The organism is Bacillus sp. AFS055030 (assembly GCF_002574545.1).
Lineage (GTDB): Bacteria > Bacillota > Bacilli > Bacillales > Bacillaceae_G > Gottfriedia.
Genome location: NZ_NUGT01000031.1, coordinates 89572 through 114771 on the forward strand (window position 1 = coordinate 89572; position 25200 = coordinate 114771).

22 protein-coding genes and 1 riboswitch are annotated in these 25200 nt (G+C 34.2%); of the genes, 3 read left to right on the forward strand and 19 right to left on the reverse strand.

Annotated elements, in window-relative coordinates; all coding sequences use genetic code 11:
• Positions 1–122 precede the first annotated feature (122 nt).
• Together CN925_RS13170 and CN925_RS21590 are read left to right on the forward strand one after the other, a co-directional pair.
• The gene (locus tag CN925_RS13170; protein ID WP_098846681.1) at positions 123–692 is read left to right on the forward strand and encodes a 3D domain-containing protein; all 570 of its coding nucleotides are present in this window, start codon (positions 123–125) and stop codon (positions 690–692) included.
• A gap of 292 nt (positions 693–984) precedes the next feature.
• Positions 985–1119: a hypothetical protein gene (locus CN925_RS21590; protein WP_098846682.1), complete on the forward strand. Its 135-nt coding sequence runs from the start codon at positions 985–987 to the stop codon at positions 1117–1119.
• 93 nt (positions 1120–1212) lie between these two features.
• Here CN925_RS21590 and thrB read toward each other — a convergent pair whose 3' ends face one another.
• The 8 genes from thrB to CN925_RS13215 all read right to left on the reverse strand — a co-directional run bounded on the left by thrB (position 1213) and on the right by CN925_RS13215 (position 13291).
• Positions 1213–2121, reverse strand: a complete 909-nt coding sequence (thrB, locus tag CN925_RS13180) for a homoserine kinase (protein ID WP_098846683.1) — start codon at positions 2119–2121, stop codon at positions 1213–1215.
• Positions 2118–3176: a threonine synthase gene (gene thrC / locus CN925_RS13185; protein WP_098846684.1), complete on the reverse strand. Its 1059-nt coding sequence runs from the start codon at positions 3174–3176 to the stop codon at positions 2118–2120. Before thrC ends, thrB begins: the two co-directional genes overlap by 4 nt.
• Positions 3169–4473 carry a homoserine dehydrogenase gene (locus tag CN925_RS13190; RefSeq protein WP_098846685.1) on the reverse strand — a complete coding sequence of 435 codons (1305 nt, stop codon included), beginning with the start codon at positions 4471–4473 and terminating at the stop codon, positions 3169–3171. Before CN925_RS13190 ends, thrC begins: the two co-directional genes overlap by 8 nt.
• Positions 4474–4605: 132 nt before the next feature.
• Complete coding sequence (gene metA, locus CN925_RS13195; protein ID WP_098846686.1) at positions 4606–5511, reverse strand: homoserine O-acetyltransferase MetA; 906 nt, start codon at positions 5509–5511, stop codon at positions 4606–4608.
• 112 nt (positions 5512–5623) lie between these two features.
• Positions 5624–9001 carry a methionine synthase gene (metH, locus tag CN925_RS13200; protein WP_098846687.1) on the reverse strand — a complete coding sequence of 1126 codons (3378 nt, stop codon included), beginning with the start codon at positions 8999–9001 and terminating at the stop codon, positions 5624–5626.
• Complete coding sequence (locus CN925_RS13205) at positions 8998–10824, reverse strand: bifunctional homocysteine S-methyltransferase/methylenetetrahydrofolate reductase (protein WP_098846688.1); 1827 nt, start codon at positions 10822–10824, stop codon at positions 8998–9000. The genes metH and CN925_RS13205 overlap by 4 nt, the downstream gene beginning before the upstream one ends.
• Before the next feature lie 80 nt (positions 10825–10904).
• A riboswitch (SAM riboswitch) is annotated at positions 10905–11008 on the reverse strand.
• Positions 11009–11123: 115 nt separating this feature from the next.
• On the reverse strand, positions 11124–12989 hold the full coding sequence (locus tag CN925_RS13210; protein ID WP_098846689.1) for a terpene cyclase/mutase family protein: 1866 nt from the start codon (positions 12987–12989) through the stop codon (positions 11124–11126).
• 14 nt (positions 12990–13003) lie between these two features.
• Positions 13004–13291: a hypothetical protein gene (locus CN925_RS13215; protein WP_098846690.1), complete on the reverse strand. Its 288-nt coding sequence runs from the start codon at positions 13289–13291 to the stop codon at positions 13004–13006.
• Positions 13292–13529: 238 nt separating this feature from the next.
• Here CN925_RS13215 and CN925_RS21595 point away from each other — a divergent pair, with 238 nt between their 5' ends.
• Positions 13530–13979, forward strand: a complete 450-nt coding sequence (locus CN925_RS21595) for a hypothetical protein (protein ID WP_286138344.1) — start codon at positions 13530–13532, stop codon at positions 13977–13979.
• A gap of 160 nt (positions 13980–14139) precedes the next feature.
• Here the strand turns inward: CN925_RS21595 and CN925_RS13225 are convergent, their stop codons facing one another.
• The 11 genes from CN925_RS13225 to CN925_RS13275 form a co-directional block, all read right to left on the reverse strand.
• Positions 14140–14418, reverse strand: a complete 279-nt coding sequence (locus tag CN925_RS13225; RefSeq protein WP_180232957.1) for a DUF3892 domain-containing protein — start codon at positions 14416–14418, stop codon at positions 14140–14142.
• 279 nt (positions 14419–14697) lie between these two features.
• Positions 14698–15198 carry a DUF5946 family protein gene (locus tag CN925_RS13230; protein ID WP_098846692.1) on the reverse strand — a complete coding sequence of 167 codons (501 nt, stop codon included), beginning with the start codon at positions 15196–15198 and terminating at the stop codon, positions 14698–14700.
• Between the two features lie 186 nt (positions 15199–15384).
• Positions 15385–16053, reverse strand: a complete 669-nt coding sequence (locus tag CN925_RS13235) for a Type 1 glutamine amidotransferase-like domain-containing protein (RefSeq protein WP_098846693.1) — start codon at positions 16051–16053, stop codon at positions 15385–15387.
• Positions 16054–16510: 457 nt separating this feature from the next.
• Positions 16511–17215, reverse strand: a complete 705-nt coding sequence (locus tag CN925_RS13240; protein ID WP_098846694.1) for an HAD family hydrolase — start codon at positions 17213–17215, stop codon at positions 16511–16513.
• A gap of 364 nt (positions 17216–17579) precedes the next feature.
• Positions 17580–18149 carry a dihydrofolate reductase family protein gene (locus tag CN925_RS13245; RefSeq protein WP_098846695.1) on the reverse strand — a complete coding sequence of 190 codons (570 nt, stop codon included), beginning with the start codon at positions 18147–18149 and terminating at the stop codon, positions 17580–17582.
• 156 nt (positions 18150–18305) lie between these two features.
• Positions 18306–19265 (reverse strand): formimidoylglutamase, encoded by a 960-nt coding sequence (gene hutG / locus CN925_RS13250; RefSeq protein ID WP_098846696.1) that lies wholly within the window; start codon positions 19263–19265, stop codon positions 18306–18308.
• Positions 19246–20469 carry an imidazolonepropionase gene (gene hutI, locus CN925_RS13255; RefSeq protein WP_098846719.1) on the reverse strand — a complete coding sequence of 408 codons (1224 nt, stop codon included), beginning with the start codon at positions 20467–20469 and terminating at the stop codon, positions 19246–19248. The genes hutG and hutI overlap by 20 nt, the downstream gene beginning before the upstream one ends.
• A 54-nt stretch (positions 20470–20523) precedes the next feature.
• On the reverse strand, positions 20524–22182 hold the full coding sequence (gene hutU / locus CN925_RS13260) for a urocanate hydratase (RefSeq protein WP_098846697.1): 1659 nt from the start codon (positions 22180–22182) through the stop codon (positions 20524–20526).
• Between the two features lie 17 nt (positions 22183–22199).
• Complete coding sequence (gene hutH / locus CN925_RS13265) at positions 22200–23708, reverse strand: histidine ammonia-lyase (RefSeq protein WP_098846698.1); 1509 nt, start codon at positions 23706–23708, stop codon at positions 22200–22202.
• A 109-nt stretch (positions 23709–23817) separates the two neighbouring features.
• A complete protein-coding gene (gene hutP / locus CN925_RS13270) occupies positions 23818–24249 on the reverse strand; it encodes a histidine utilization transcription antiterminator HutP (protein WP_098846699.1) in 432 nt (143 codons plus the stop codon).
• A 236-nt stretch (positions 24250–24485) separates the two neighbouring features.
• Complete coding sequence (locus CN925_RS13275; protein WP_098846700.1) at positions 24486–24920, reverse strand: VOC family protein; 435 nt, start codon at positions 24918–24920, stop codon at positions 24486–24488.
• Positions 24921–25200 lie beyond the last annotated feature (280 nt).

A 25200-nucleotide genomic window follows, 5' to 3' on the forward strand; every position in this document is an offset into this window, starting at 1 on the left:
GAATTTATAGAAAATTATAAAAATAAGTAATATATTTGTAATATAAAATAAAACCACTGAAATCTTATTGTCATATTGCCATGGTAAAGTATTATACATAGAAGATGAACAGGAGCGGAAATATGAAAAAATTAATGACATGTTTTGTTACTACTGTTATTCTAACAATGGGATTTACGACAAATACATATGCAGCAACTTATAAAGTTAAATCTGGGGATACTTTATCTGCTATCGCAAAAAAACAAAAGGTAACAGTTTCTCAAATCAAATCTTGGAATCATTTAAAATCAGACCTTATTAGAGTAAATCAAGTATTGCAAATTAAACCTGCAACTAAGAAAACAACGACTAAAAAATCAACAGCTAAAAAAACAACGGCTAAAGCTGCTAAACCTTATAAAGTAATTAAAATGAAAGCTACAGCTTACACTGGTAGCTGCAAAGGATGTAGTGGTATAACAGCTACTGGCATAAATTTAAAAAAGAATCCAAAAGCAAAAGTTATTTCTGTGGATCCAAAAGTTATTCCACTAGGCTCTAAAGTATATGTTGAAGGTTATGGCTATGCCATTGCTGGAGATACTGGCGGTTCACTAAAAGGAAATAAAATTGATGTATTTATCCCAAGTCAGAAAAATGCCCTAAAATGGGGAGTTAAAACAGTTACTGTAAAAGTTTATAAAAAATAAGACGAGCCGTTCTATGGGCTCGTTTTTTTATTTCTAATTACATTCTGATCTAAATCATATGAGAATTCATTTCTATTTTCATTTCATTGAATTTCTAACTTCTTTTTCTCGATTAATTTGCAATATATTTTCTATGTGAAATTTCCAATTTATTTTATCCCCTATTCCTAATCTTACCAATAATTTTATCTTTTTTTAGCTTCATTTTAATTACAAAAACTTTATCTAGCATATTTTCCGTATAAGTAATAAATAATAAGATTAACTATTATATTTCGGAGATGAAGCTAAAATGAATGATAAACGTTTTTCGATAACTGGAACCGACATAGATGAAGTGAAAAGAAAAAATGCAAATTCTGGTTTAACCTATAATCAAGTTAAGCAATTACTTGCTGAAAAATATCGAAAAGAAAGGGGAAAATAAACTCTATTAATATTTGGACATTAATAGAAATTATTTGTACCTCCTCTTTAAAAAAATAAACCACTCAACGATTCCTTGTTGAGTGGTTTATTTTTAATTTGAGTGGATTGAATGTTTAACTGTTGCACCTTTGTTTTCTATTTTCAATTCACTTACATCACAATTTGGAAATAATCGTGTAAAGTAGTTTATTGCTTCAGTACAACTTTCAATTGAAACAAAGGCAAGTACTGTAGGGCCGGCACCACTTAATACAAAACCATGTACGTATTTTGGTAATTGGATTTGTTTTAAAGTGTCGAGCTCTTTTACAATTTTGCATCGATATGGTTCGTGGAACAGATCTCGTTTCATCATATCGCCTGCTAAAGCCCAATTTTCTGTTAATAATGCTAATACTAATAGATTACTGTAGCTGCTAGATTGTATAGCGTCCTTAAAAGGAATCGTTGATGGTAATATATTTCTTGCATGGACAGTTTCTAATTCGTATTTTGGTATAATTGCAACAACTGACACCTTATTTAATGTCGAGTGTTGGATATATGCTTTTCCATCTATAAAAGTCCCAATAACTAAACCGCCATAAAGTGATGCACCTACATTATCCATATGACCTTCAAGTTTCGTTGCGATTTGAAGCTGTTGTTCTAGAGATAATTGAAGATTACAAAGTTCATTCGCTAGTATAATGCCACCTACTATTGCTGAGGCACTACTGCCTAAACCTCTTGTTAACGGAATATTACTTTCAAGCTTTAAATGACAAGTTGGCAACTGCTTATGATATGCTTTTGCCACATCAATAGCTGTTTTTAAGATTAAATTTGTTTGATCAAGTGGGATATCTTTCAAGTATTCACTAAATCCCTCACAGCTATATTGATCGTGATCAAATACTTCAATCGTTAAGTATCGATCTAAAGCGATACCAATTGAATCAAAACCAGGTCCTACATTTGCAGTGCTTGCAGGAACTGTTATTTGGAAAAGTTTTTTCATATCGAAACCACACCTTGTAAATGTTCTAATACAGTCTTTTCTTCATTCGGTAACAATATTGGTTCAATTTTACTTGATTGAATGGCGATATCTGGATCCTTTAATCCATTACCCGTTAAAATGGCTACTACTTTTGAGCCTTTTTTAATTACACCAGACTGAACTTGTTTAAATACTCCAGCAACACTTGCACATGAACCTGGTTCTGCAAAAACGCCTTCTTTTGATGCAATCCATTTATATGCTTGTAGGATTTCCTCATCAGATACACTATCGATTGCACCGTTTGATTGCTCAATTGCATTTACTGCGTGTTCCCAACTTGCTGGGTTACCAATTCGAATAGCTGTTGCAATTGTTTCAGGATTTTCAATCTTTTTATTGTTAACAATTGGTGCTGCACCTTCTGCTTGAAATCCATGCATTTTCGGTAATTGATAACCTTTTGATGTATTGTATTCATTAAATCCTTTCCAATAAGCTGTAATATTCCCTGCATTTCCGACTGGAATTGCTAATATATCTGGAGCTTCTTCCAATTGCTCACAAATTTCAAAGGCAGCTGTTTTTTGGCCTTCGATTCGATATGGATTTACGGAATTTACTAATGTAATTGGTTCAGACTCACTTATTTTTCTTACCATTTGTAAAGCGTGATCAAAATTCCCATCAATACTAATAATATGAGCTCCATACATGACTGCCTGCGCAAGTTTACCATATGCAATTTTGCCATTAGGAATAATAACAAAACATTTCATACCAGCTCTTGCAGCATAAGCAGCAGCTGCAGCAGATGTATTACCTGTTGATGCACAAATAATCGCTGAACTTCCTGCTTCCTTTGCCTTAGCAACAGCCATTACCATCCCACGATCTTTAAATGAACCTGTAGGGTTTAGCCCTTCTAATTTTACAAATAACTCAATTCCCCACTCCTGTGATAAGCGAGGTAAAAACAGTAATGGCGTATTTCCTTCATTTAAAGTTAATTTCGGTGTTTCTTCATTGATTGGTAAGAAATTTGAATATTTATCGATTAATCCATTATACATCGTGATCTTCACCTGCAATTCGATAATAGCTACGTACTTCATCGACTACATCAGAAATTTCAAGGCTTTCAATTACTTTTTTGTAAGATGAATATGATGCTTGGTGTGTTACTAAAATGATTTCAGCAAGACCTTTATGCTTTAATGGAACTTGAATAATTTTCTCAAAACTGATATCAGATTCAGTAAAAATAGACGTAATTTCAGCAAACGAACCTAATTGATCTTTAACTGTAAAGCGGAAGAAAGATTTAAAATAAATTTCATGATCTTCTTTTATTTCTTTTGGATATTGTGGTAAAACAGCACTTGTACCGTTTACTCCTAATCGCATGTTTTTCATTACTGCTACTAAATCTGAAACGATTGCAGTTGCAGTTGGTAAACTACCTGCACCTGGTCCATAGAACATCGTTTCTCCAACAGCTTCACCATATACATAAACTGCATTAAATTCATTGCTAACAGAAGCTAATGGATGATTATGTGCAATTAAAGTTGGTCCAACACTCACTTCAATTCGATTATCATTTCTCTTCGCATAACCGATAAGTTTCATAGTATAACCGAAGTATTTAGCAAAATCAATGTCTTCTGAGGATACTGAACTAATTCCACGTACTTGCACGTCTTCTAGTTCAACATCCATTGAAAAACCTAATTTAGCTAAAATTGTCATTTTTCTCGCAGCATCTAATCCTTCAACGTCAGATGTTGGATCTGCTTCTGCAAAGCCGAGTTCCTGAGCTTCTTTTAACACATCTTCATATGCTTTTCCTTCATTGCTCATCTTTGTAAGAATAAAGTTTGTTGTTCCATTTACAATTCCCATTAATTTATTTACGCGGTCTGAGGCTAAACCATCTACTAAACTACGAATAATCGGGATCCCACCAGCAACGCTAGCCTCATAAAATAAATCGCATTTATTTTCATTTGCTACACGGAGTAATTCAGTACCGTATAAAGCCATTAAATCTTTATTAGCTGTGACAACATGTTTTTTATTGCGCAGAGCATGGAGTATGTATTTTCTTGCATCTTCAATTCCACCCATTACCTCTACAACAACATCTACTTCAGCATCATCTAAAATTTCATATGCATTTGTTGTTAATAAATCCTTTTGAATTGAAATTGAACGTTCCTTTTCAAGGTCCTTTACAAGAACCTTTTTTACTTGAACAGAACAACCGATTTGATGGGCTAATCTGTCCTGATGATCTTCAACAATTTTTACAACACCACTTCCAACAGTTCCAAGTCCTAATAGGCCGATAGATATACAGTCCTTCATATGATCTCCTCCGTTAAAATTTGATATTATTTCCATTATGGGAATGTTTTATGAAAATAGCAAACACTTTTTTTAATTTTCCAATTATTTTTTTTTAGTATTTGACAAAATTATGAAACTTAAAATATAACATTATAAATTGTAAGGGGTTTCTTGATAAACGTAATAATTTAACCAATTAGAGAAAAGTAGATTCGCATGACTTCTCCAACGTACAATTGGTGGTTGTTTCGGATTATCATTTCGGAAATAGTTTTTTGGAATAGCAATTTCCGCTCCTCTTTGTACATCTCTTTCATATTCTGATTTTAAAGTATTTATACAATATTCATGATGTCCAGTTGCAAAAATTTGCTTTCCATCCTCATTAGTAACAAGATGGACACCTGCATCGTCTGATAAACTCAAAATCTTCAATTCTCCTATTTGATCGATGTCTTCCTTCCTAACTTCAGTATGTCTTGAATGAGGTACATAATACTCGTCATCAAAGCCACGCACTAGTTTCACAAAGCGATCCTCTACTGAGTGTGGGAAAACACCAAACATTTTTTGATCTAATGTATATTTAGGAACACCGTAGTGATGATAAAGACCTGCTTGTGCACCCCAACATATATGCAATGTAGAAGTTACATTTTCTTTTGTATAGTCCATGATTTCTTTAAGCTCCGACCAATACTCAACTTCTTCATACTCCATTGTCTCAACCGGTGCACCGGTAATAATAAAGCCATCATATTTTGAATTTTGAATTTGTGAAATTGTTTTATAAAAGCTTGAAACATGCTCCTCTGAAACATTTTTAGGTTTATACGATTCCGTACCGATTAAATCGACCTCTACTTGTAAAGGGGAATTAGCAATTAAACGTAATAATTGTGTTTCCGTTTCAATTTTAGTTGGCATTAAATTTAAAATGCCTATTTGAAGCGGCCTAATATCTTGTGACTCCGCTCGCTCTTTCGTCATATAAAAAACATTTTCTTTTGTTAGTATTTCAGTAGCAGGTAAATCTTGATTAATAATTACAGGCATTTTTTCCACTCCTCTTTTTCTTAGGAAAAAGGTAGTAGATTGATGCATGAATTATTTCTACTACCTTTAAATTTTTGTTTTATTGATTCAAATGAATAATTATTCTTTCTTTTTAAACCGAAAAATATCTTCCATCTTTATGCGAGAATACCATTGCAGTTACAGATGCTTCTGGTAACATCATAAATCCTTCTGTCAGATTAATCCCAATTTCATTTGGGTTAATTAACTTAAATAGCTTTTCTTGATCTTCTAGATTTGGACAAGCAGGATAACCAAATGACACCCTGATTCCTTGATATCTTGCTTTAAAACGCTCAGACATCGTGAAATCTGGACGATCTGGGAATCCCCATTTTTCTCTCATCAGCATATGCGTTTTCTCAGCTAAACCTTCTGCTAATTCTAGCGCTAATGAGAATAAAACATGACTCTTTAAATATTCCCCTTCTTGTTTCAATCTTTCAGCAATATTTCTTACTCGTGGGCCTGATGTTACAGAGAAGAACCCAACATAATCCATCTCTTCACCAACCGGATTTAAAAAGTCGCTTATACAAAGGTTTGGCTCTTTTCTTTGTCTTGGAAATTGAAAGCGCTCAATTGTTTTTTTCGTTTCAGAATCATAGATAATGACATCATTGCCATCACTTTGAGCAGGGAAAAATTGATAGATTACTTTACAGTCAAAATATTCATTTCCATCTTTTAAGAATTCTTGAACTAACTCGTATAACTCTTGGCCACGTTCTTGATTTTCCCATTTACCTTTTACTCCTAAATGATGACCAATTAGCATTTGGTAATTAATAAACGGTGCCACTTGAGCTACTGGAATATTTTTTATAACCGTTTTACTTAAAGATGAAGGAACAAGACAATCCGACTTTTGTATGGCTGATCTCTTTGTACTAATTTCAGGAACAGGCACTTCAATTATGTTGTCTATTTTTTTAATTGCCTTTTTCTTTTCTTCTAATGCTTTTAATTCAATAGGATTAACAATTTTATTTGCAAAATCTAATCCAGTCATTGCGTCATTTGAGTAAACAACTAATCCATCGTAAATTGGCTGAATACGGTTTTCAGTAAATTTTCTAGTTAATGCAGCGCCTCCAACTAATATAGGTGTGTTTATTCCTGCACTTTTTAAGTCACCTGCTGTAATAACCATTTGTTGCGCAGATTTTACTAATAAGCCCGATAATCCAATAATGTCTGGTTTGTTTTCACGAATCTTTGTAATTAAATCATCTGGTCGAATATTAATGCCTAAATTGACAACATCAAACCCGTTATTTGTCAAAATAATATCAACTAAGTTCTTTCCGATATCATGAACATCACCTTTTACTGTTGCTAAAATGACTTTTCCTTTTCGAGAGCTTTCAGTTTTCTCCATAAACTGCTCTAAAAAGTTTACAGATGCCTTCATTACTTCAGCACTTTGTAATACTTCAGCAACGATTAGCTCATTATTATTAAAAAGTCTTCCAACTTCATCCATTCCAGTCATAAGTGGGCCATTAATAATATTTAACGGTGTGTCACCACGATCGAGACAAGCTTGAAGATCTTCTATTAACCCTTGCTTTGATCCTTCAACTACACACGCGGCTAATCTTTCTTCAATTGGAAGTTGTTCTTTTGGTTTTTCTTCTTTCTTTACTGAATTTCTAAAATGCTCTACAAATTTATCTAATGTTTCTTGTGACGTATGAAATAATAAATTCTCAGCTAGCTCACGTTCTATAGCAGGAATTGAAGCAAATCGTTCTAGTTTCTCAGTATTTACGATCGCGTAATCAAGTCCAGCTTTTGTAGAATGATATAAGAAAACTGCATTTAACACTTCACGCCCAGCATTTGGTAATCCGAATGAAATATTACTTAAACCTAAAATCGTTAAACACTCAGGAAATGCATCCTTAATTAGTTTAATGCCATCAATTGTCGCTTTTGCTGAACCGATATATTGCGTATCACCTGTTCCAACAGGGAAAACAAGCGGATCAAAGATAATGTCTGTTGCACGAATTTTATATTTTTGAGTTAATAGTTGATAACTTCTTTTTGCAACTTCCAATTTTCTCTCTGCCGATACAGCCATCCCATCTTCATCAATCGTACCAACAACGACTGCAGCACCATATTTATGAATGAGAGGTATAATTTTCTCAAATCGTTCCTCTCCGTCTTCAAGATTTATCGAATTAATAATAGCTTTACCTTGAATATAAGTAAGTGCTAACTCAATTACTTTTTCATCAGTTGAATCAATCATGATAGGTACTTTTACTTTATTAACTAGCTGCTTTAGGAAATTTTCCATATCTTCAACTTCATCACGATCAGGATCTGCCATACATACGTCGATGACATGGGCACCCTTTTTCACTTGAGCTCTAGCAATCTCTGAAGCTTCTTCAAATTTTCCATCAGCTATTAAATTTTTAAATTTACGAGATCCAATAACATTTGTTCTTTCACCGACGAAAAGTGGTCTCATACTATCGTCATAACAAAGTGATTCTAAACCACTAACCGCATGTTCTTCTCTTTTTTTAGGTTGACGAGGCGTTATGCCACTCACTGCTTCTTTCATTGCTCTAATATGATCAGGTGTCGTTCCACAGCACCCACCTATAATATTGATCCAACCTTGTTCAGCAAAATCACGTACTTTGTGCGCTAAAGATTCTGGTGATTCATGGTAATGTCCATCTTCATCTGGTAAACCAGCATTTGGATAACATGAAACAAATGTCTCAGATAGCTCTGACAAGGAACGAACATGATCCCTCATAAATTCAGGTCCTGTTGCACAGTTTAATCCAACTGAAATTGGAGAAATATGTTCAATTGCTAAGTAAAAAGCATCAATTGTTTGACCTGCTAATGTTGTCCCCATCGGTTCAATCGTTCCTGAGATCATAACTGGTAATTTTTTATTTAATTCGTTAAATGCATTACTAATTCCGATACAAGCTGCTTTCACATTTCTCATATCTTGACAAGTTTCAACTAATAAAACATCTACACCACCGTTAATTAAGCCAGTTGCTTGACGTTTATATGCAGTAATTAATTCATCAAAAGTCACACCACCTGTTACGCTGATTGCTTTTGTTGTTGGACCCATCGCACCTGCTACATATACCTCTTTACCAGATGCTAAAACTGCTTGCTTTGCAATCTTTGCCGCAATTTCATTTAGTTCAATATCTAAATGTTGCAAATTATAATCAGATAAAACAATATTTGTTGCTCCAAAAGTGTTTGTTTCGATAATGTCAGACCCAGCGGCTATATACTCCTCATGAATTTCTTGTATTACATCCGGTCTTGTAACAACTAAATATTCGTTACAGCCTTCGTATTCTTCTCCACCAAAGTCTTCTGCTGTTAAGTCTCTTTGCTGGATCATCGTTCCCATTGCTCCATCAAGAAGTAATATTTTTTCTTTTAATGCTACATCTAAAGTTTTCATAGTTGGATCTCCTCTTTATTGCTGCTTTTAGTAAATTGAATTAAGTCCTCTGTTATTTCATACTTCAAAAATGGAGTGATAAAATAAATCCCGTTAAATTTATCCTTAACATAATCAATTAGCTCTTTCGCAATTTGTTTACCTTCATCAACTGCTCTTTCTGGTTCAACTGATGAAATTCTATTTCTTACCTCTTCTGATAAAGTAATTCCTGGTACTTCATAATGGATAAAATCAGCATTTTTCTTACTAACTAGTGGCATAATTCCAATAAAAATTGGCTGTTTTATATGACGTGTTGCCTCATATAATTTATCAATCGTTTCAAAATCATATATTGGCTGTGTTAAAAAATAATCCGCACCCGCCTCGACCTTTTTCTCAAGCCTTTTAATTGCTGCATCAAATTTTCGGACATTCGGATTAAAAGCAGCAGCGACTGAAAATCTTGTTCCATTTCCTAAGCTCTTACCGGAATAAAGTCTACCTTCATTCATTTCTTTAATCATTCGAATCAGTTCAAGTGATGCTACATCATAAACTGAAGTTGCACCTGGAAAATCTCCTACCCTTGCTGGATCACCTGTTATAGCTAGAACCTCATTTAATCCTAAAGTTGCTAACCCCATTAAATGAGATTGGAGTCCAATCATATTCCGATCTCTACAAGTTAGATGCGTCAAGACCGGTACATCCAGTCTTTGAAGCAGGGATGCCATCGCCACATTCGAAATTCTAGGTGAAGCTAAAGGATTATCTGCTAAGGTGATTGCATCAGCCCCTGCTCTATGTAATGCCTTCGCTCCTTCAAAAAACTTTCTTGTTTGTAATGTTTTTGGCGGATCTAGCTCTGCAATGATTGTCGTTTTATTTTTTGCCTTTTCTGCTAGCGTTTCATTCTTTTGCTCTACTTGCTTTGGAATTGTAATTTTAATTGCTCTGTTTTTCACTTCTTTTTTTGTAACAGGCTGTAAAGTATCAATCTTACTTCGTAAAGCAGCGATATGCGCTGGTGTTGTACCGCAGCATCCACCGATTAATCTTACACCTTGTTCAATAAATGGTTTTGCCATATCTTCAAAATATTCTGGATTCGATTTGTATACGTATTTCCCCTCAGTGTATAGCGGTAATCCTGAATTTGGGAATGCCGATAAATAACCATTTGTCGGTAATGAAACTGTATTTAATGACTCCAGCATATGAAGAGGTCCAAGATGACAATTGATTCCGACTACATCTGCACCTAAATCTACTAAATTAGGAAGAATTTTTTCAATATATTGCCCACTTTGCATGACGCCAATTTCTTGTAGTGTTACTTGGGCAATGATTGGTAAATCGGTTCTTCCTCTTAATAGATTGACAGCATCATATAATTCATTTTCATCATAAAATGTTTCAAGCATAATCCCATCTACGCCTTCTTCTAGTAAGGCTGAAGCTTGCTCAAGTATCATCATCTCACGTTCTAAAGCTGTCGTAAAAGTAGAACCTACATATTTCATTCCACCGATCCCACCAATTACTAAAGCTCTTCCTTTTGAAGCCGCTCTAGCATTTCTAACAGCCATTTGATTGATTTGCTTAACAAGCTTCTCCAAACCATATTGTCTCAGTTTTCCGGCATTAGCACCGTATGAATTAGTTTGAATCACTTCTGCGCCAGCATCTATATATTGTTCATGTATATGAATGATCCGATCACGCTCAGTAATATTAAGTTCTTCAAAACAACTGTGAAGTCCGCCAGAGTACAAAAGTGTTCCCATTGCGCCATCACCTAAAACAATTCCATCCTTTAACTTTTCCAATAAGCCCATTCAATCACTTCCCGTTTATATAAAATAAAAAACGCCATTCTCTCAACAAAATGAGAGAATGACGTTAAAGTACAGATTACGCCTTATCTCTCATGTTTTAAACATGCTGGATTTAGCACTTTTTAGCTTTCGCTAAAGTTGCCGGGTTTCATAGGGCCAGTCCCTCCACCGCTCTCGATAAGGATTATTTAGTTGTTATATTGAATATAAAACAGTTTACTATATTTATATGTTAAAGAAAAGACATTTATGGAAAGATTTTCAAAAATAAATATATTTTGTTAACATAATAGTATTATTTAACTATTTTTATAATGTGCTAGTGCTAATAGCGGATAAATTTCATTATAGCTATGATAGTGGATATAAAACTGACCGGGTAAGCCTAATCCTGTTGGGTAAGTTAATGCTTTATTAGTCAAATCAGTTTGATTCGTTAAAAATTTAATTCCTTTTCTAATTACTTCATCTTCTTTATTGCGAATTGAAAGTAAAGCATCAACTGCCCAGGCTGTTTGACTAGGAGTACTATATTTTAAAGGAACATATTTATTTTTAACAGCTGAAAGACCCGATTCTCCCCACCCTCCGTCTTCGTTTTGAATACTAACTAACCATTTCTCAGCTTTTTTAATTGCCTCATGATTTTTAGGAATCCCTACTGCTCTAAGACCAGTAATCGCTGCCCAAGTTCCATAAATATAACAAATTCCCCACCTACCATACCAGCTGCCATTTCTTTTTTGGTTTTTTAAAAGCCAATCAACTGCCTTTTTCACAATCGGGTCATCGTTTGAAATGGACGTATAATATCCAATAAATTCTAAAATGCGACCTGTTAAATCTGCAGTGGAAGGATCAATGATTGCATCTTTTGCATTTTCAATTGGCACAAATGTTAGCCACTTATTCGTTACATTTTTTTCAAATGCTCCCCAACCACCATCTTCATTTTGAAGTCCAAGTAAAAAATGTACCCCTCTTAACCAACGATCATGAATTGTGGATTGATCTAAAGCGCTTCTTGCTAATGCCCTTAAAGCAGCACCAGTATCATCATTATCTGGGATAAAAGAATTAACATCGGAAAAACCCCAACCACCAGGACTTACATTTTTAGCATGAATCTTCCAATCACCAATACTATTCTGTTGTTTTTTAATTAAGTAACTTATCGATTTCGATACAATCGGATCACTTACTTTGTAACCAGCTTCTTGTATGGCATATGACAATAATGCAGTATCCCAAACTTTTGATGGCGAATTTTGAATATGAATTCCTGCTTCAGTATCAGCTGCATATGAAAGAAGTCCCTGTAGCGCATTTTGAATAACAGATGAAGTAGTTTCATAGCCTAAAGCCATTAAGGCATAAATCATATAAAACGTCGAAGTAGCATAGCTATAAAAAGTTCCATTTGTTTCAATACGATCAAGCATAAAGTTCTTTGCCTTTTCATATCCCTTTTGCTGAAAATAAAGAGGATATGAAGCTAACTTCTTTCCTTCTTCAAGTAAAAATTGATAAAAACTCCCTCGTTCTTCATAAAACCAATCTACCTCACTAGTTTCCATAAGATGATCGATATTTAGATCGTCATCCAATTTCACTTTAAATCGCTTATTTATACAAATGATCATTGGAACTAAATGAACTCTAGCATAATTGCTTAAATCAAATAAACTTAACGGTATTTTATCTGGCAGTAAAAAATAACTCATCGGAAAGTAAAATAATTTGGGATACTCAATCAAACCATGAGTAGCCAGAATCACCTTTAACATAAAATGTGTTTTTTTAATACCACCGTTTTCACGAATAAATTTTTCAGCTTTTTTCATACTTAAATGTTCTTTTGTATACTTTTTTGAGATTAATAAAGCTATGTAAGCTTGTACCGTTGCATTTAAGTTTCCTTCTTTTTCATCTTCGTATAATTTCCAGGCTCCATTTGGATATTGAAGATTGATGATTCGATCAATAATCCCGTCCATTACCTTTTGATTTTTGTATTCAAGATCATTCATTAATAAAATCATAAAACTATCCGTCATTAATGAACCTTCAAAACAAAATTCCCAAGTTCCATCTTCATCTTGTTTTGTTCTTAATCGTTTGATCCGCTCATCAATATTTCGTAAAACAATATTTTCGAGGTCCATTTTACCACCTCAGTTCAATTTTTTTCTAGCTGATGGTATTTCCCCATCCTTGTTGAATGGTCCATTTTAATTTCTTCTTGTTCAACATTACCTTCCATGTTTATTTTTTTACTAAAATAAACAATCGAAATAATAAATGCTAGAAAGCTAAATGGTAAAACAATTATTTTAAATCCGAACCACGTAAAAGAATGTAAAATATGAAAATAACTACCTAATAATAAGCAATAAGTAAGTAATATCAGGTCGAACACAATTACACCCAAAAATGATTTTACTATTTTTATTAAAAAAGGATTCATCTAGATCACACTCCTTTACTAATCTATGATTTAAATGTGAAATAATACGAATTTTTCTGTGTAATTAGTACCTGTTACTCTGGAAAACTACAATTTATTATGGGAATTTCATGAAAAAAATTTACTATAAAAATTCCCCCCTAAATTATTTAAATCTGAGAAATCTATTTAATGTCTAATCAAAATCTATTAAAAGTGAATATAGTGAGAGTAATGATAGAAAGGAGTGTTTTATACGATGGCAGCAGAATTTAATGATTTTAAAGAATTAATAGAAGAAATTCAAGAGATGATTGCAGCAGCTAATCTAGATGGCTCAATCAATTTTAATTTTTTCAACATTGAAATCAAAAAGAATCGCGTCCAAGTCGAACAAAGAGCTGAAGGCGGAGGACAAATTAATCGAAACGTTGGCATGAATGCAAATCAAGGCGGTCAAAACGCTAGAAACAATAGCCAAACATCAAATGACCATTCGCAATTTGCAGATGGAAATGGTAGAAGCGGTATTGCTGGTAAAAATAATGATGAATTAGGCGGACAACAAGGAATTAAAATCAGAGACAGCAAAATAAAAAGAAGCAAAATCAGAACAGATTCCGAACACAACGAAGGTTCAGAACCTGAAGAAGCAAACGGTGAACAATTCCAATTGCCAAGATTAAATAGACTAAATAGGACAGAATAAATGACTTTCTGACTTACCTTAAGTTCAAAAAGCCATCGCTTTATATTGAATTTTTAAAGTGTGGACAAGCTTTAGGTGACGAATGAGTGAATCAAGTAAAAAACCCACAAGGATCATTAATTCCCTAGTGGGTTTACTTTTTTATGTATACGATTTCAGTTTAAAATTCTGGTAGATTACTCAAATTATTGTCTGCAATACCATCCGGTTCACTTCTTAAGATGTCACGACCATACTTATGGATTACGTCAACATGTGCTAAATTTCCACTCTTTGCTTCTTGTAATGCTTGAAGATAATCTAGTTCACGATTTAAATTTGTTTTGAAACCAATTAAATCACCATCTTTATTTTTGCGAACTGCAACAATATGTTCCTTGTCTTGGTTAACTGTTTCGTCTACGTGCATTTGTTCGTCATCACTTTGATTTCTATACATTTCATATGCTTCTTCAAATCGATCTTGAGTCACTTTTTTTATCCTCCTTTTATCAATAGTTTTGCCATTGATGGTGGATGTAAAACAAATTTGTGTGCCAGATGAAGGAGAGTTTTAATTTTTAATAAAAAAACTGAATTAATAGTCTATTTATTATAATCGATCTTTATCTTCAAAGAACTGTTTCATAATTGACTTTTTCTTCAACTAATCCTTTATTTTGTAATATTTTAGAAACTTCCATTGACCTACATTCACTCAAATAAATGCCCACTCAATCTATTTTAACAGTTCGTTACATATATTTTTTACCCATTCATGTTGATGATTCCAACATTTCCACACGTCATTCATCCATTTAATAAGCATTTTGTCGCGATTTTCTCCTGGTTGTTCTTTCATTACATCATATACAGTCAATGAATAGGCTGAATTGTCTGGCGATTGCAATGCATCCCAATTATATTTTTGACGACTGAGAAGTGTATGGACACGTTGTACTTGTTTTCCGTTGAAATCATGTACTATAGCATAATACAATCCTATTACTGAAAAACTCGCGGTAATGTTTTTCATATTATTCCCTGAATGCTGAGCAGCGTAAGTATCGATGGCATGCTGATGTATAAAATTAGTATCTTGTTTTTCTAATGTATAACTACTTAAATCACTAAAGCAATCATCTGTGGCATTGTATTTCCTTGTCAATTTGTTTTGTTGATCATCGAGGCTTAAACCACATCCTGGGCACTTTATTATCTTTTCACTCGATTTTTTCATACTTTTTCTCTCATCTCCATTTTAGAACACTTTTGTTATCGCTTACATTTCAAGATACCGTAAATTATACTCCTTTAATACATCTAGCCATTTAGCGCATTAAAAAAGAGACTAATAAATAGTCCCAAGTTGTTTAGCTATTGGAGTTTGCATTAGGATATGCAACAGTTTCCTAAAGGTGTAGCGTCAGGGCGAATATAGTTTCCAATGACCTTCGGAGACCACTTCAACCTTTCCATCGATTACTTTGATGGCGGTTTGATCGTCAATCGCATACGCCGGTCCAAGCATCCCGGCTGCCCATCTCTCTGCGGCAGCAATGGTATTTCCCGGTAGCATCTCGTGATCTAGGTGCGGAAAGATTGAAAAATCAACCAATCTCAGTGCTTCATCACCACCGTCTGGTGGAGTCCAGCCAACGAAGTATTCCCCTATGTTAGGTGACATCACCATACTCCCAGCACTCATTCCCACATAGACTGATTTTAGTGAGGGTAAAAGGTCTGCCAAGCCGGATTGACGCATCCAGTAGCACAGGTAAAGGGCATCACCGCCTGACACCAGTAATACATCTGTATCCTCAACAAGTGGTTTCCAGCGTTTTTCGTCGATGCTTGGCAATGCTGTTAACTCCAAAACGCCGACAGACTTCCAACCTAGGCTTACCATGGGATTTTCTTCTTTTCCACTAATGAACTCCCAAGCTTTGACGCCAGGGCCAACCCAAGGGTGTCCATACATCGCAGTGGGGATACACAGGGCGTTGGAGTCAGCTATCGGTTTGCCTAACATGTCAACCAGCGCATCGTGTATGCTTTTGTTAATGATGCCTCCAGATGTAAGCAGAAATTTCATAACTTCACTCCTTGTCTTTGTTCCGTACTGTCAAGTTTTTTCATACTTCTATAATAGCAATCCTAGCATTTATGTATGATAAAACACTTCGATTGTATTATTAGCAAAATTATCTATTTGAATACTGGTGAAACTCATTCTGTCTTATACTTTAATTCTACAAAACCTATATAAATCCTTGTACAACTATCTTTCCAAAAACTTCAATAGCCACAGCGGAGACACATGATCTTTATCTAATGGACTGCGTTTGTTTTCTACAACATGTTCCAGAAAAAAATCTTGTAAATCTCCATTTAAAAATTCTTCTTTCCGGTTAATTTTATATTCATAAAAAAATCTATTAAACAGTTAATCTTGTTGTTGAACTAAATGCAACTTTTAAGTTTAACAACAAGATCGACTATTTGATAGAGAGGTTTTTGGAACTATTTATAAATACCTGGAAAAATAGGCTTTATAGGTTTACCAAATTTCCAAATAAAAGTAATTTAATCTCGACTAATGACTTAATACTATCTATTTTATGATTATGTTCAATTTCGTCATAAGACCATGAATCTCTAATAATATGAATTGCTTTCATCCCCGCATCTATAGCAGGTACAATATCACTTCTAAGTGAGTTTCCAATCATTACGGGATTATTTAATTTTTCCTGTAACTCAAGATACGTATTTACATCTTTTTTATTTGTAATAAATACATTATCAAAATGATGAACTAAGCCCGTTTCCATCACTCGCTTTGATTGCACGTCTTTTTCACCTAAAGTCAATATCGTCATACTTGCTACATCTTTGTGATTTGATAATTCTTCTATTATAAATGTGTCACTTTGCAATGGAATATTTACTTTAAATATCGTTTTTGCTAATGATTGTAATTGATCATTGACAATACTTGAAATCTCAATATTAAATCGTGTTGCCAATAAATCTAAAGTTGATTCCCAAGCATAAGGATACCTGGTTTTACTGAAACCCATCTCTTTAATTAGTTCCAAATCTATTCTATTAAAAACTTCTTTAATTTCATTTATGAGTACTTTTTCATCTAGCGCTTGATGTACTAGATTCGAACATAAATCTATATTATTTAAAAATGCGGCTTGGGTCTGAATTAATGTATCGTCTAAATCAAAAATTAAATCATATTTCATAATTAATTTATCTCACTTTCCAACTGAACCTAATTGTTATTTAATTTCACAGAGTTTATTGATCCAGCTTTACTAATTATATATGCTATTGTACCAAGTGTCCTTATTTTATTCTTTTAAAAAAAGAGTTACTTCCTCATAACAAGTTCAAGTCGTAATATTCCTTCATAATTTTGAATATTACTTCCTCATAATAGGCATTAATTAAAATAAACCCAAAATTGGCGAATAGTAGACAAACTCATTTTCAACGTGTTGAAAATGCCACGAAAATTTCGTGGCATTTACTTGACGAATTCTTTTTTCAACAGTATGTAATTAATGACCTTTTATGAAACTTATGCAAATAAAACACTAAGCAAACTTATTCTTCATTCAAATGATAAATTACCTGCACAACACCAGATGAAAACGTTCTAGTACTCACCAAAATTAGATTCTTTCTCTGTTTTATGTCAACAAATAAAGGTTTTCCTTCACCCAATATTACCGGATGAATTGATAATCTGAATTCATCTACTAGGCCAAGATTTATAAATGATGTAATAAGGCTAGATCCGCCATACAACCAAATATCTTTACCGGGCATTTTCTTTAATTTAGCTACTTCTTCAATTATATTTTCATTAATATATATTGCTTTGTTTTCAGAATTTGTTTGAGTTCTGGAAAACACATATTTTTCCTTGCTATGAACTAAATTCCACATTTCTTTATCAGTTTCAGAGTCTTCTATGCTTGGATGATAATTTCCCCACAAATCATAGCTTTTTCGACCATATAAAATAGTATCTATTTGATTCAAGAAATTTGTGAATTCCATTTCGGGATCCATTATGCACCAATCAACTTCTCCATTTTTTCCTTCGATAAAACCATCCAATGTAACTGCTAGATCTAAGATTATTTTTCTTTGCTTTATGCTATTTGACAAAAGTGTTCCTCCTACTTTCACTTAGACATTTTTTAATTTTGTAATCCTCACCGAATATTTGTTCTTATTTTGATTATAGCAAGAACGCTTGATGGTATCAAATCTACCCCGCGAAACAAAAAACTCGCAAACAACAAAGTTTACGAGTTTTACATTTTACTTATTTAACAACTTAACCTTCTCAACAAGAAAGTTTAAGATTACATGTGCTGCGATTCTGCTTGTCATGTCGCGGAAATCGATTGTTGGATCAAGCTCAACAATATCCATTCCAGTAACTTTTGGATGAGATGCTAGATAACAAATGCCATCTAATAGAGTTTGACTGTCCATCCCTCCAGGTCCAATTGCTGGGCAACCAGGAGCAAATGCTTGGTCTAGTACGTCCATATCTAGGCTAATGTAGATTGAATCTACTTTGTCTACTAAACGGTTGATGCTCTCTTTCATAATTTTTGAGATTCCAAATTCGCGAACATCGCGCATTGAGTAGATTGTTACTCCGTTATTCACACCGAATTCCGTGTATGGAGCACTATTTGAAAAATTTCGAATTCCAATTTGAACTAAATGTTCACCTTTTAAAATACCTTCGTCAATTAAGCTACGGAAAGGTGTACCATTTGAACGACCACCATCTTCAGTATTTCTTAAATCATGATGGGCATCAAATTGGATAACTCCTACTGTTCCTCTTTCTTTTGCAAAAGCTGAAATACTTGGAAAACTTATTCCGTGATCACCACCTAAAATGATTGGCATCGTTTCCTTATATTGACCAAGTAATTCAGAGATTGTCGATTTAATACGATTTCTTGACTCTTCAAAATCAGTCACATGCATCGTAATATCACCAAAATCAGTTACCTTGTAATCCTTTAAATCGATTTGGTCTTCAATATGGTAAGTGCTGTAGCTACTTAACATTTTTCGAATTGAAGCAGGCGCGAAACTTGCGCCTGAATGACTAATTGATGTTTTAGATAATGGTACACCGATAATTGAGAAATTTGATGCTTCTGTTCCATTCCATGCAGAGATGATTTCATTGGCTTTTGTGACTTTTGAATCAATGAAAATAGCATCTCCTGCTTTTTTAAGATGTGATAGCGACATCGTGTTCACCTCTACTTACTACTAATTTACCATTCTTAAATACTGTTTCTACATGATTTACACCAAAATGGTAAGGTACATAAGTATAGTTTGGTACATTCCAAATAACGACATCTGCTTTACGACCAATTTTAAGTTTACCAGCTTGGTCGCCACGATTAATCGCGAATGATGAGTTAATCGTCACAGCATTCCAAATTTCTTCAGGCGTCATTTTTAGTTTAAGCATTGCAATTGTCATGATTAATTGTAAATTTTCAGTTGGGCAACTTCCAGGGTTGAAATCAGTTGCTAAAGAAACGGCTACGTTATTTTCAATCATCGCTCGTGCAGGTGCAAATTCAGGTTTATTCAAATAGAAAGTAGTACCTGGTAAAATAACACCGATTGTATTGCTCTTTCCAAGCATTTCTACACCTTTATTTGATGCTCCACATAGATGATCAGCAGAAATAGCACCGATTTCAGCTGCCATTTCAGTACCACCTAGAGGATCTATTTCATCTGCATGAATTTTAACACGAAAGCCTTGTTCTTTTGCTTTTAATAAAAATTCTTTAGATTGTTCTACTGAAAATACACCTGTTTCAGCGAATACATCTACAAATTCAGCTAGTTCTTCTTCTTTAATGACATCTAATAAAGAAAGCATTTTTTCTAAGAAAGCTTCTTCGTTTCCTTTATACTCTTTTGGTACTGCATGCGCACCTAAAAATGTCGAAACCAAATCAATATCATGCTCTTTTTGTAATTCCTTCGCAACTCGAAGTTGTTTTAATTCAGTTTCTTCATCAAGTCCATAACCACTTTTTGCTTCAACTGTTGTTACACCGAATGAAAGCATTCTGTTTAAGTGATGAATCGTTTTCTTTTTTAAATCTTCATGTGAAGCTAATTTAGTTTGACTTACAGTAGAATGGATCCCGCCACCCATTTCTAATATGTCTAAATAAGAAGCACCTTGTAATTTCAAACTAACTTCATGCTCACGTGATCCTCCAAAGACCACGTGAGTATGAGGGTCAACTAAACCTGGAGTGACTAGTTTTCCCTGGCAATCAATTACTTCTTTTGCATCTATTTTCTGTTCGTTCATTTGTCCGATATAAATAATTTGCCCATCTTTCCATGCGATTTCTGCATTTTCTAAAACAGGAAGATTACTCATGTCTTTTCCATGAATTGGACCATCACCATGATCCATCGTTAATAATTGACCAATATTTGTTAATAGAATATCTGCTTTCAATTTTAACACCTACTTCATCATTGGGATGTTTACGCCTTTTGCTTTCGCAGTTTCAACAGCTAAATCATAACCTGCATCAACGTGACGAACTACACCCATTCCTGGATCTGACGTTAATACTCTTTCAATACGTTTTGCAGCTGCATCAGTACCATCAGCAACAATTACCATACCAGCATGTAGAGAGTAACCCATACCTACTCCACCACCGTGGTGTACACTTACCCAGCTTGCGCCATTTACACCATTAATCAGTGCATTTAGGATTGGCCAGTCAGCTACTGCATCACTACCATCTTTCATGCTTTCTGTTTCACGATTTGGAGATGCAACTGATCCACAATCTAAATGGTCACGACCGATTACGATTGGAGCTTTTAATTCGCCATTTTTAACCATTTCGTTAATGATTTTACCGAATTTAGCACGCTCACCATAGCCTAACCAACAAATACGTGATGGTAAGCCTTGGAATGCAACCTTTTCACGAGCCATACGGATCCAGTTACATAAATGCTCGTTATCAGCAAATTCACGTAAAATAACTTCGTCTGTTTTGTAAATATCCTCTGGATCACCAGAAAGTGCTACCCAACGGAAAGGACCTTTACCTTCACAGAATAATGGACGGATAAATGCAGGTACAAAACCAGGGAAATCAAATGCATTTTTCACGCCTTCATCTAATGCAACTTGACGAATATTATTACCGTAATCAAATGCGATTGCACCACGTTGTTGCATCGCTAAAATTGCTTCAACATGAACTGCCATACTATGTTTTGCACGTTTAATTACTTCCTCTGGATTTTCGACACGAAGTTTCTTTCCTTCTTCCATTGTCATTCCGATTGGTAAATAACCATTTAATGGATCATGTGCTGAAGTTTGGTCAGTAATTAAATCTGGTACAAAATTACGTTCAACTAATTGAGGTAAAATTTCAGCAGCATTACCGACTAAACCGATTGCTAAAGCTCTTCCTTCATTTTTCGCTTCCGTTGCAAGTCGTAAAGCTTCCTCTAAATCGTGAGTTAATACGTCACAATATCTAGTGTCAATACGACGTTGAATTCTTGTTTCATCAACATCAATACCGATTACAACCCCACCATTCATTGTGACAGCAAGAGGTTGAGCTCCACCCATACCGCCAAGTCCTGCAGTAATTGTAATAGTCCCTTTTAGGCTTCCACCGAAATGTTGTTTAGCAGCTTCACCAAATGTTTCATAAGTACCTTGTAAGATCCCTTGAGTACCGATGTAAATCCAGCTACCAGCAGTCATTTGGCCGTACATCATTAAGCCTTTTTCATCTAATTCGCGGAAATGTTCCCAAGTTGCCCATTTTGGAACTAAGTTTGAGTTTGCTAATAAAACACGTGGTGCATCTTCGTGTGATTTAAAAACGGCAACTGGTTTACCTGATTGTACTAATAATGTTTCATCGCTCTCTAATTTTTTTAATGATTCAATAATTGCATCAAAGCTTTCCCAGTTTCTTGCAGCTTTACCGATTCCACCGTATACAACTAAATCTTCAGGTCTTTCTGCTACTTCTTCGTCTAAATTGTTTAATAACATACGAAGTGCTGCTTCTTGAATCCAACCTTTTGTATTTAATTCAGTACCTCTTGGCGCTTTTAAAGATCCTTTAGTGATTTCCATATTTATTCCACCTCTTCTTATATTTGTGTTTGTTTTGTATAGTTTCTTGCTAAGAAATTTTCTTTTAAATAAGTTGTTAGTTTTTCAATGTCTTTTGAGAAAACGCGATCTCTAGTAATTGATGGAACAGTTTTACGAACATCTTCCATAAATTTTCTAGTTGTTTCAGACATTTTTTCAATTCCTTTATATTCAACACCTTGCATTGCACAAATACATTCTATTGCTAAAACTCTTCTAGCATTTTGTAAAATTTGGTATGCATGACGCGCACCGATTGTTCCCATACTTACATGGTCTTCTTGGTTTGCTGAAGAAGGAATAGAATCCACACTTGCTGGATGTGCTAAAGTTTTATTTTCAGAAACTAAAGCGGCTGCCACGTATTGCATAATCATTGCACCAGATTGTAATCCTGGTTCTGGACTTAAAAATGGTGGTAAATCATTTAATTGTGGGTTAACTAAACGCTCAATACGTCTTTCAGAAATATTCGCAAGCTCTGCAACACCTAATTTAAAGAAGTCCATTGCAAATGCGATTGGTTGACCATGGAAATTCCCACCAGAGAATACATCATCACCAAATAATAATGGGTTATCAGTAGCTGCATTCATTTCGATTTCTAATTTCTCTTTTGCATAGTTCAGAACTTGCCAGCTTGCTCCATGAACTTGAGGGATACATCTTAATGTATAAGCGTCTTGAACTCGGATTTCACCTTGTCTAGTCGTTAACTTACTTGTTGCTAAAATATTGCGGTAACGTTCTGCCACTTCAATTTGTTCTTTATATCCACGAGCAATATGAATTCTTTCATCAAAAACATCAGTAATACCATTTAATGCTTCGAATGTAATCGAAGAAATTAATTCACTTTGATAAGCTAATTCTTCACCTTCAAGGTAAGTAAGAATGCCCATTGCTGTCATTGCTTGAGTACCATTAATTAAAGCTAATCCTTCTTTAGCTTCTAGCGTAATTGGTAAAATTCCTTCTTTTGCTAGTGCTTCTGCTGTTTCCATACGTTTTCCTTTATAGAAAACTTCGCCTTCACCAAGTAAAACTAGAGCTAAATGAGATAAAGGAGCTAAGTCTCCGCTTGCACCTAATGATCCTTGAGATGGGATAACTGGATGAATTTGAGCATTAATTAATGAAAGTAATTTTTCAACTACTACTAAACGCACACCAGAGTGACCTTTTAACATTGTATTTGCACGAAGTACTAACATCGCTCTTGAAACTAATTCAGGGAATGGTTCACCAACACCACATGCATGTGAAGCGATTAAGTTATATTGAAGTGTTGAAACATTTTCTTTTTCAATTAATACATCACTAAATTTTCCAAAACCTGTTGTGATCCCATATACGACTTTGCCATTATTTACGATTTCTTCAACCTTTTCTCTACATGCTTTTACCGCAACTAAGCTCTCTTCACTCGCTTTTACATATGCCATATCGAATAAAATACTTTTCATTTGTTCCATTGTTAAGCTATTACCAGTTAAAGTTACCATTAAAAAACACCTCCGAATTTTGTCAAAAAAAACACAGAAAGAGGCTATGAGACGTAAATATAAAAACTTACGAATCATAGCCCCCTATCATCTAATAAACTATGGGCGATTATATGTGATTAATGCCAAGTCCTGCTGATTCATGCTCCGATCCTTTAATAGGAGCACCAATCGTTCCGTATAGTGCAACTGCTATCCAGTCACCCTCGTTCACATTTTTATAAGGCTTTCCTCTTACAATAGCAAATCTAAGTCCTACTGTTCTAAGAACATCACCTAATTGAACATGACCTCTTGTAACGCCTTGAATTGCTTCAAGTGTTGCATGATATAATGAATGAACTTCTCTATATAGAGCTCCATTGATTACACCATTTTGTTTGGCAGCGGTTTCAATCGCAGCAACGACCTTTTGAGCATCCATTGTACCGACCTTACCTACACACCATACAACGTTTTCATTTTTCATTAATTCTTCTTCATGATCGGTCAAAGCAAGCATCATAGCTGTTCGACCAATTCGTTGACTTTGCTCTGCCATATCGCTAATACCTCTTACTTACTTTCTCTAATAAACTAGTATCTGATTACATTATATGCCAACAATTAGTAAACTTCAATATATTCAGATTATTATTTTTAAAAAATATTTTTTTATTAAAACTTGCAGGAATATTCAAACTATTTACCAGTAAATTATTATTTAAGAAAACTTGTCCATTTTTCATTTATTAAGAACAAAATTAACATGATGAATAACGAAAGATTAGCCGATTTTTAAGATTTTTTTCTTAATACTAGCTGCCAAGTAACACCAAAATAATCAGTCACCCATGTAACCTTACTAAAATCATTCATTTCTACTGGCCCCATCAGTACTTTTCCATCACTCTTCAAGCCACCAAAGATTAATTCGAACTCCGCATCATCTTTGCATTCTAAATAAAATGAAACAGCCCAAGTAAAATCAGGACAATGTTCTTTTTCCATATCCAATACCATAAAAGATTGTCCTAAAATTTCAATGATCCCATTTAAGATTTTTCCTTCTACACCTGGGTCTTGTTTCGTATATCTTCGAAGAGAAACAAGTTTTGAATTCGGAAAAGTACGAACATAATAATTCATTGCTTCCTCTGCATTACCGCTAAACGTAAGAAATGGCGTAATCCTTTGCCCTGAAACAACCGGTATTACCTGTTCATTTGTCATCTTTGAAACCCTCCAAACAATTTGTAATTACCTAATTATAGAACTTTGAACAAACCAGAACTAATCATCTATTTCCACTGTTAAAATGATCATATAAGAAATTGTACCATATTTTTACAGAACAAAAAAAATCAACCTTATTTCAAAGTGAAGCCCTCTTCCAAATACTCAATCCAATAAACTGATCTTGTGGAATATTTGTAAAAAGTCCGCATTATTTCCTAATTTTAACAATTTTCTTCTTTTGTTTACTCTTTAAATATATAATTGTATTAAAACT